Source organism: Streptomyces sp. NPDC060198, assembly GCF_042728415.1.
In the GTDB taxonomy this organism is placed as follows: Bacteria; Actinomycetota; Actinomycetes; order Streptomycetales; family Streptomycetaceae; genus Streptomyces.
Genome location: NZ_JBHWZJ010000317.1, coordinates 1 through 8,031, shown reverse-complemented (window position 1 = coordinate 8,031; position 8,031 = coordinate 1). Strand labels below are relative to the sequence as shown.

6 protein-coding genes are annotated in these 8,031 nt (G+C 69.9%); 5 read left to right on the top strand and 1 reads right to left on the bottom strand.

From position 1 onward, the window contains the following. Nucleotides 1-11: 11 nt before the first annotated feature. Complete coding sequence (locus ACFWEP_RS27735; RefSeq protein ID WP_387373958.1) at nucleotides 12-965, bottom strand: heme o synthase; 954 nt, start codon at nucleotides 963-965, stop codon at nucleotides 12-14. Between the two features lie 403 nt (nucleotides 966-1,368). On the opposite strand from ACFWEP_RS27735, the gene tkt reads away from it, so the two are divergent. From tkt to pgl, 5 genes are read left to right on the top strand one after another with little or no spacing between them, the layout of a single operon-like run. Continuing rightward, complete coding sequence (gene tkt / locus ACFWEP_RS27730; RefSeq protein ID WP_387373956.1) at nucleotides 1,369-3,456, top strand: transketolase; 2,088 nt, start codon at nucleotides 1,369-1,371, stop codon at nucleotides 3,454-3,456. A gap of 35 nt (nucleotides 3,457-3,491) precedes the next feature. Next, the gene (gene tal / locus ACFWEP_RS27725) at nucleotides 3,492-4,610 is read left to right on the top strand and encodes a transaldolase (RefSeq protein ID WP_387373954.1); all 1,119 of its coding nucleotides are present in this window, start codon (nucleotides 3,492-3,494) and stop codon (nucleotides 4,608-4,610) included. Between the two features lie 5 nt (nucleotides 4,611-4,615). After that, complete coding sequence (gene zwf / locus ACFWEP_RS27720) at nucleotides 4,616-6,148, top strand: glucose-6-phosphate dehydrogenase (protein ID WP_387373953.1); 1,533 nt, start codon at nucleotides 4,616-4,618, stop codon at nucleotides 6,146-6,148. Continuing rightward, entirely contained in the window at nucleotides 6,145-7,203 is a 1,059-nt protein-coding gene (opcA, locus tag ACFWEP_RS27715) for a glucose-6-phosphate dehydrogenase assembly protein OpcA (RefSeq protein ID WP_387373951.1), read from the top strand. Before zwf ends, opcA begins: the two co-directional genes overlap by 4 nt. Next, complete coding sequence (gene pgl / locus ACFWEP_RS27710; RefSeq protein WP_387373949.1) at nucleotides 7,200-7,982, top strand: 6-phosphogluconolactonase; 783 nt, start codon at nucleotides 7,200-7,202, stop codon at nucleotides 7,980-7,982. Before opcA ends, pgl begins: the two co-directional genes overlap by 4 nt. Nucleotides 7,983-8,031: the final 49 nt, after the last annotated feature.

Here is an 8,031-nt window from a genome sequence, read left to right as displayed (position 1 = left end):
CGTCTGGAGGGTCAGCGGAGGAAGGGGTCCACCGCGACGGCGACGAAGAGGAGCGAGACGTAGGTGATGGACCAGTGGAACAGCCGCATCTCCTTCAGCTTCGCGCCGGCGATGCCGGCCTTGGCCCGGTTCTGCAGGCCGTGCGCCTCCCAGAGCCAGAAGCCGCCGGAGAGCAGCGCCACCGCGGTGTAGAACCAGCCCGTGTAACCGAGCGGGGTCAACAGCAGCGAGACCGCGACCATCACCCAGCTGTAGATGACGATCTGGCGGGCGACCACCCGGTTCGTGGCGACCACCGGCAGCATCGGGACGCCGACGCGGGCGTAGTCGTCCTTCACCTTCATGGACAGCGGCCAGTAGTGCGGGGGCGTCCAGAAGAAGATGACCGCGAAGAGGATGACCGCGGCCCAGGAGACCGAGTTCGTCACCGACGACCAGCCGATGAGGACCGGCATGCAGCCGGCGATCCCGCCCCAGACGATGTTCTGCGCGGTGCGCCGCTTCAGCAGCATCGTGTAGACGACGACGTAGAAGAGGAGCGCGCCGAGGCTGAGCGCCGCGGAGAGCCAGTTGACCAGCAGCCCGAACCAGACGGTCGAGACGACCCCGAGGGCGATCCCGAAGGCCAGGCACTCGCGCGGGCTCACCATTCCGGTGACCAGCGGGCGCTGCGACGTACGGTCCATCAACGCGTCGATGTCGCGGTCGATGTACATGTTGAGCGCATTGGCACCGCCCGCGGAGATGTATCCGCCGACGGTGGTAGCGAGAACGAGCCACAGGTCGGGCACACCCTGAGCGGCCAGGAACATCACCGGAACGGTGGTGATGAGCAACAGCTCGATGATCCGCGGCTTCGTCAGCGCCACGAATGCCTTGATGCGGGCCCCGAACGGGCGATGGCCCCCTGGGCTCGGAGTCAAGGCGACCCCTGCGGGTCGGGACTCGACGGCCGTCACGCACACCCCTGACAGAGAAATCCCAGCAAGCACCGGGTGTGAGGGCCCGGTAAAGACTTGCGCGAACCAGACCACTGTAGACGTTGGGGACAGGCCGCCCTTCGCGGGGGTGGACTCGTGTTGGGGTGGCGCGTCCGAGCGGCTGCGACACCCTTTCGAGCGCCCCGCCCGAGGCGGCTCGGACGAGCGGCCCTCCTCTCGGCCGAGAAGCACAGAAGTACCAGGTCACGCTCATTGGAGAAGCCCAATAGTGAGCCGTCCCGCTCATACGGAAGGCGAACTCCGCCGATGCCGCGCACCCTGGAATCCAACCGGAAATCCCTTGTTGTCACAGGGGTAGGCTCAACATTGTCCGGTGCGGTCACCAGCCCCCGGTTTCCCGAACAGTGGAGAGGAGCCCTGACTCAGGGTGAGCACCAAGCCGACCACCACAGACCTTCAGTGGACCGAATTGGACCAGCGGGCCGTGGACACTGCACGCGTCCTCGCGGCCGATGCCGTACAGAAGGTCGGAAACGGCCACCCGGGCACGGCGATGAGCCTGGCTCCGGCCGCGTACACGCTCTTCCAGAAGGTGATGCGGCACGACCCCGCCGACGCCGACTGGACGGGCCGCGACCGTTTCGTGCTGTCCGCGGGCCACTCCAGCCTGACCCTGTACATCCAGCTCTACCTGGCCGGTTACGGCCTGGAGCTGGACGACCTGAAGTCCTTCCGCACCTGGGGCTCGAAGACCCCGGGCCACCCGGAGTACGGCCACACCACGGGCGTCGAGACCACCACCGGCCCGCTGGGCCAGGGTGTCGCCAACGCCGTCGGCATGGCCATGGCCGCCCGCTACGAGCGCGGCCTGTTCGACCCGGACGCGGCCCCGGGCACCTCGCCCTTCGACCACGACATCTGGGTCATCGCCGGTGACGGCTGCCTCCAGGAGGGCATCTCCGCCGAGGCGTCCTCGATGGCCGGGCACCAGAAGCTCGGCAACCTGACGCTGCTCTGGGACGACAACCACATCTCGATCGAGGGCGACACGGAGACCGCGGTCTCCGAGGACACCCTGAAGCGGTACGAGGCGTACGGCTGGCACGTCCAGCGCGTCGAGCAGCAGCCCAACGGCGACCTGGACCCGGCGGGTCTGTACAAGGCGCTGCTGGCCGCCAAGGCCGAGACGGAGCGCCCGTCGTTCATCGCGGCCCGCTCGATCATCGCCTGGCCCGCCCCGCACGCCCAGAACACCGAGGCCGCGCACGGTTCGGCGCTCGGCGCCGACGAGGTCGCCGCGACCAAGAAGGTCCTCGGCTTCGACCCGGAGAAGACCTTCGAGGTCTCCGACGAGGTCATCGCGCACACCCGTGAGGCGCTGGACCGCGGCCGCGACGCCAAGGCCGCGTGGGAGAAGTCCTTCGCCGCCTGGCGCACCGCCAACCCGGAGCGTGCCGCCGAGTTCGACCGCATCAACGCGGGCGAGCTGCCCGAGGGCTGGGAGGAGAAGCTCCCCGTCTTCGAGACCGGCACCTCCGTGGCCACCCGCGCCGCGTCCGGCAAGGTGCTCCAGGCCCTCGGTGAGGTCATCCCCGAGCTGTGGGGCGGCTCCGCCGACCTCGCCGGCTCGAACAACACGACGATCGACAAGACGTCGTCGTTCCTCCCGGTCGGCAACCCGCTGCCCGAGGCGAACCCGTACGGCCGCACGATCCACTTCGGCATCCGCGAGCACTCCATGGCCGCGGAGATGAACGGCATCGCGCTGCACGGCAACACCCGCGTCTACGGCGGCACCTTCCTGGTGTTCTCCGACTACATGCGCAACGCCGTCCGCCTGTCCGCGCTGATGCACGTGCCGGTGACGTACGTCTGGACCCACGACTCCATCGGTCTGGGCGAGGACGGCCCGACGCACCAGCCGGTCGAGCACATCGCCTCGCTGCGCGCCATCCCGGGCCTGAACGTCGTGCGCCCGGCCGACGCCAACGAGACCGCCATCGCCTGGCGCGAGATCCAGCGCCGCTGGACCAAGGTGTTCGGCAAGGGCGCCCCGCACGGTCTGGCGCTGACCCGCCAGGGCGTGCCGGTGTACGAGGCGAACGACGACGCGGCCAAGGGCGGCTACGTGCTGTTCGAGGCGGACGGCGGCGAGCCGCAGGTCGTCCTCATCGGCACCGGTTCCGAGGTCCACCTCGCCGTCGAGGCGCGCGAGCAGCTCCAGGCGGCCGGTGTGCCGACCCGGGTCGTCTCGATGCCGTGCGTCGAGTGGTTCGAGGAGCAGACCCCGGAGTACCGCGAGAGCGTCCTGCCGAAGGCCGTCAAGGCCCGGGTCGCCGTCGAGGCGGGCATCGGCCTGACCTGGTACCGGTACGTGGGTGACGCGGGCCGCATCGTGTCGCTGGAGCACTTCGGTGCCTCGGCCGACGCGAAGGTGCTGTTCCGCGAGTTCGGGTTCACCCCCGAGCACGTGGTCGCCGCCGCCCGGGAATCTCTCGACGCCGCCGCGCGCTGACGCAGACATACGATCCAGTAGGAGATGTAAATTCCATGACAGACGCACTGAAGCGCCTTTCCGACGAAGGCGTCGCGATCTGGCTCGACGACCTGTCCCGCAAGCGCATCACGTCCGGCAACCTCGCCGAGCTGATCGACCAGAGCCACGTCGTCGGTGTCACGACCAACCCGTCGATCTTCCAGAAGGCGATCTCCTCGGGCGACGGTTACGAGCAGCAGCTCACCGACCTCGCGTCCCGCAAGGTCACCGTCGAGGAAGCCATCCGCATGATCACGACGGCGGACGTCCGTGACGCCGCCGACATCCTGCGTCCGGTGTTCGACGCCACCGACGGCCAGGACGGCCGGGTCTCCATCGAGGTCGACCCGCGCCTGGCCCACCACACCGTGCCGACCGTCGCCGAGGCCAAGCAGCTGGCCTGGCTCGTGGACCGGCCGAACACCCTCATCAAGATCCCGGCGACGAAGGCCGGTCTGCCGGCGATCACCGAGGTCATCGCGAAGGGCATCAGCGTCAACGTGACGCTGATCTTCTCGCTGGAGCGCTACCGCGAGGTCGTGGACGCCTACGTCACCGGTCTGGAGCAGGCGAAGGCCGCGGGCCTGGACCTGTCGAAGATCCACTCGGTCGCCTCCTTCTTCGTGTCCCGCGTGGACGCCGAGATCGACAAGCGTCTGGACGCCGTCGGCAGCGACGAGGCCAAGGCCGCCAAGGGCAAGTCCGCCCTGGCCAACGCCCGTCTGGCGTACGAGGCGTACGAGGAGATCTTCTCTTCCGACCGCTGGGCCGCCCTGGACAAGGCGCAGGCCAACAAGCAGCGCCCGCTGTGGGCCTCGACCGGTGTCAAGGACCCGTCCCTCAAGGACACCCTGTACGTCGACGAGCTCGTCGCCCCGAACACGGTCAACACCATGCCGGAGGCGACCCTGGAGGCCGTGGCCGACCACGGTGAGATCACCGGCAACACGGTCGCCGGCGGTTACGACCAGGCGCGTGCCGACCTCGACGCCATCAAGAAGCTCGGCGTGAGCTACGACGAGGTCGTGGCGCTGCTGGAGTCCGAGGGTGTCGAGAAGTTCGAGGCCGCCTGGAACGACCTGCTCAAGTCGACCGAGGCGGAGCTCGCGCGCCTCGCTCCTTCGGAGGGCTGACCACTTTGTCTGGTGTTCCCGGAGCAAACCCGCTTCGTGACCCCCAGGACCGACGGCTCCCGCGCATCGCGGGGCCGTCGGGCCTGGTCATCTTCGGTGTCACGGGCGATTTGTCCAGAAAAAAGCTCATGCCCGCCGTTTACGACCTGGCCAATCGCGGCCTGCTGCCGCCGGGCTTCTCGCTCATCGGCTTCGCGCGCCGCGACTGGGAGGACGAGGACTTCGCCCAGGTCGTCCACGACGCCGTCAAAGAGCACTCCCGCACCCCCTTCCGCGAGGAGGTCTGGCAGCAGCTGAGCCAGGGCATGCGGTTCGTGCCCGGCAACTTCGACGACGACGAGGCGTTCGAGACTCTCAAGGAGACGATCGACGAACTCAACAAGGCGCAGGGCACCGGAGGCAACTTCGCCTTCTACCTGTCCGTGCCGCCGAAGTTCTTCCCCAAGGTCGTCGAGCAGCTCAAGAAGCACGGTCTCGCGGAGCAGACGGAGGGCGCCTGGCGCCGCGCCGTCATCGAGAAGCCGTTCGGGCACGACCTGGAGAGCGCGCAGGAGCTGAACCAGCTCGTGCACGACGTCTTCCCGCCCAACGAGGTCTTCCGCATCGACCACTACCTGGGCAAGGAGACCGTCCAGAACATCCTGGCGCTCCGCTTCGCCAACACGATGTTCGAGCCGATCTGGAACCGGTCGTACGTCGACCACGTCCAGATCACCATGGCCGAGGACATCGGCATCGGCGGCCGGGCCGGGTACTACGACGGCATCGGCGCAGCCCGTGACGTCATCCAGAACCACCTGCTCCAGCTGCTGGCGCTCACCGCGATGGAGGAGCCCGGCTCCTTCCACCCGAAGGCGCTGGTCGCGGAGAAGCTCAAGGTGCTCACCGCCGTCGAGCTGCCCGAGGACCTGGGCAAGCACACCGTGCGCGGCCAGTACAGCCACGCCTGGCAGGGCGGCGAGGAAGTCCTCGGCTACCTCGAAGAGGACGGCATCGACCCCAAGTCGACGACCGACACCTTCGCGGCGATCAAGCTGACGGTCAACAACCGCCGCTGGGCGGGCGTCCCGTTCTACCTCCGCACCGGTAAGCGCCTCGGCCGCCGCGTCACGGAGATCGCGGTCGTCTTCAAGCGCGCCCCGTACCTCCCCTTCGAGTCCGGCGCGACGGAGGAGCTGGGCGGCAACGCCCTGGTCATCCGCGTCCAGCCGGACGAGGGTGTGACGGTGCGGTTCGGCTCGAAGGTGCCGGGAACCTCCATGGAGGTCCGGGACGTCACGATGGACTTCGCCTACGGCGAGTCCTTCACCGAGTCCAGCCCGGAGGCGTACGAGCGGCTCATCCTCGATGTGCTGCTCGGTGACGCCAACCTCTTCCCCCGCCACCAGGAGGTCGAGCTCTCCTGGAACATCCTCGACCCGATCGAGGAGTACTGGGACAAGCACGGCAAGCCCGCGCAGTACCCGGCCGGCACCTGGGGTCCGGCCGAGGCTGACGAGATGCTCGCACGCGACGGACGGAGCTGGCGCCGGCCATGAAGATCGATCTCACGGAAACCACGTCCAGCAAGATCAACAACGCGCTGATCTCGGCCCGCCGTGCCATCGGCACCCCTGCCATCGGCATGGTGCTCACACTGGTCGTCGTCACGGACGAGGAGAACGCCTACGACGCCCTCAAGGCGGCGAGCGACTCCTCCCGCGAGCACCCCTCGCGGATCATCGCGGTGATCAAGCGGGTCAGCCGCTCGCCGCGCAGCCGTCGCGACGCGCGTCTCGACGCCGAGATCCGGGTCGGTTCCGACTCGGGCACCGGTGAGACGGTCGTCCTGCGTCTCCACGGCGAACTCGCCAACCACGCCCAGTCGGTGGTCCTGCCGCTGCTGCTGCCGGACGCCCCGGTCGTGGTGTGGTGGGCCGAGGACGCCCCGGCCGACCCGGCGAAGGACCCGCTCGGCGCGCTCGCCCAGCGCCGCATCACGGACACCGGCTCCGCCGAGCACCCGCTCGACGGGCTGGCCGTCCGCGCGGCGACGTACGAGCCCGGCGACACGGACCTGGCGTGGACCCGCATCACGCCGTGGCGTTCGATGCTGGCCGCCGCCCTGGACCAGCAGTCCGCCGAGGTCGTCTCGGCGACCGTCGAGGGCGAGGCGGACAACCCGAGCTGCGAGCTGCTCGCGATGTGGCTGGCGGACCGGCTCGGCGTCCCGGTGGGGCGTACGCCCTCCCAGGGCCCCGGCCTGACCGCGGTCCGCATGGAGACGAAGAACGGCCCGATCGTTCTCGACCGTGCGGACGGCTCACTGGCCACCCTCTCGATGACCGGTCAGCCCGACCGCGGCGTGGCGCTCAAGCGGCGTGACACCGCCGAGCTGCTGGCGGAGGAGCTGCGGCGCCTCGACCCGGACAACACCTACGCGACGACGGTGAAGTTCGGTGTCGAGAACCTGAGCGGTGCCGGCGAGGTCGCGGCGGCCACCCCCGCCGCTCCCGCGGCGGATGCCGCCGGGGGCGACGCTCCGGATGCCGGGAAGCCGAAGGCCGCCCCCGCGAAGAAGGCCGCTCCGGCCAAGAAGGCGGCGTCCAAGTGAGTGCCCCTCAACTGGTCGTGCACCGCGACAAGGAGCTGATGGCGCAGGCCGCGGCGGCCCGGCTGATCACGAAGATCGTGGACGCCCAGGCCGCTCGCGGATACGCCTCGGTGGTGCTGACCGGCGGGCGCAACGGCAACGGCCTGCTGGCCGCGCTCGCCGCCGCGCCCGCCCGGGACGCGATCGACTGGTCGCGGCTCGACCTGTGGTGGGGCGACGAGCGGTTCGAGCCGGACGGCGACCCGGAGCGCAACGTCACGCAGGCCCGTGAGGCCCTGCTGGACGCGGTCGCCCTGGACCCGGCACGGGTGCACCCGATGCCGGCGTCGGACGGTCCGTTCGGGAACGACGTGGACGCGGCCGCCGCGGGCTACGCCGCCGAACTCGCCGCAGCCGCACGCCCGGAGGACCACGGGCCGGTCCCGACGTTCGACGTGCTGATGCTGGGCGTCGGACCGGACACCCATGTCGCCTCGCTCTTCCCGGAGCTGCCCGCGGTACGGGAGACCGAGCGCACCGTCGTCGGTGTGCACGGCGCCCCCAAGCCGCCGCCCACCCGGGTCACCCTCACGCTCCCGGCCATCCGGGCCGCGCGCGAGGTGTGGCTGCTCGCGGCGGGCGAGGACAAGGCGGAGGCCGCGGCCATCGCCCTGTCCGGCGCGGGAGAGATCCAGGCTCCGGCGGCGGGCGCGTACGGCCGCGCCCGGACGCTCTGGCTGCTCGACGCGGCGGCGGCCTCCCGGCTGCCCCGCGATCTCTACCCGCCGGCCTCTTCCTGAGGGGCCGTCACCGGCAGTTGTCCGGAGGCCCGCTCCCGCTCGTCACGAG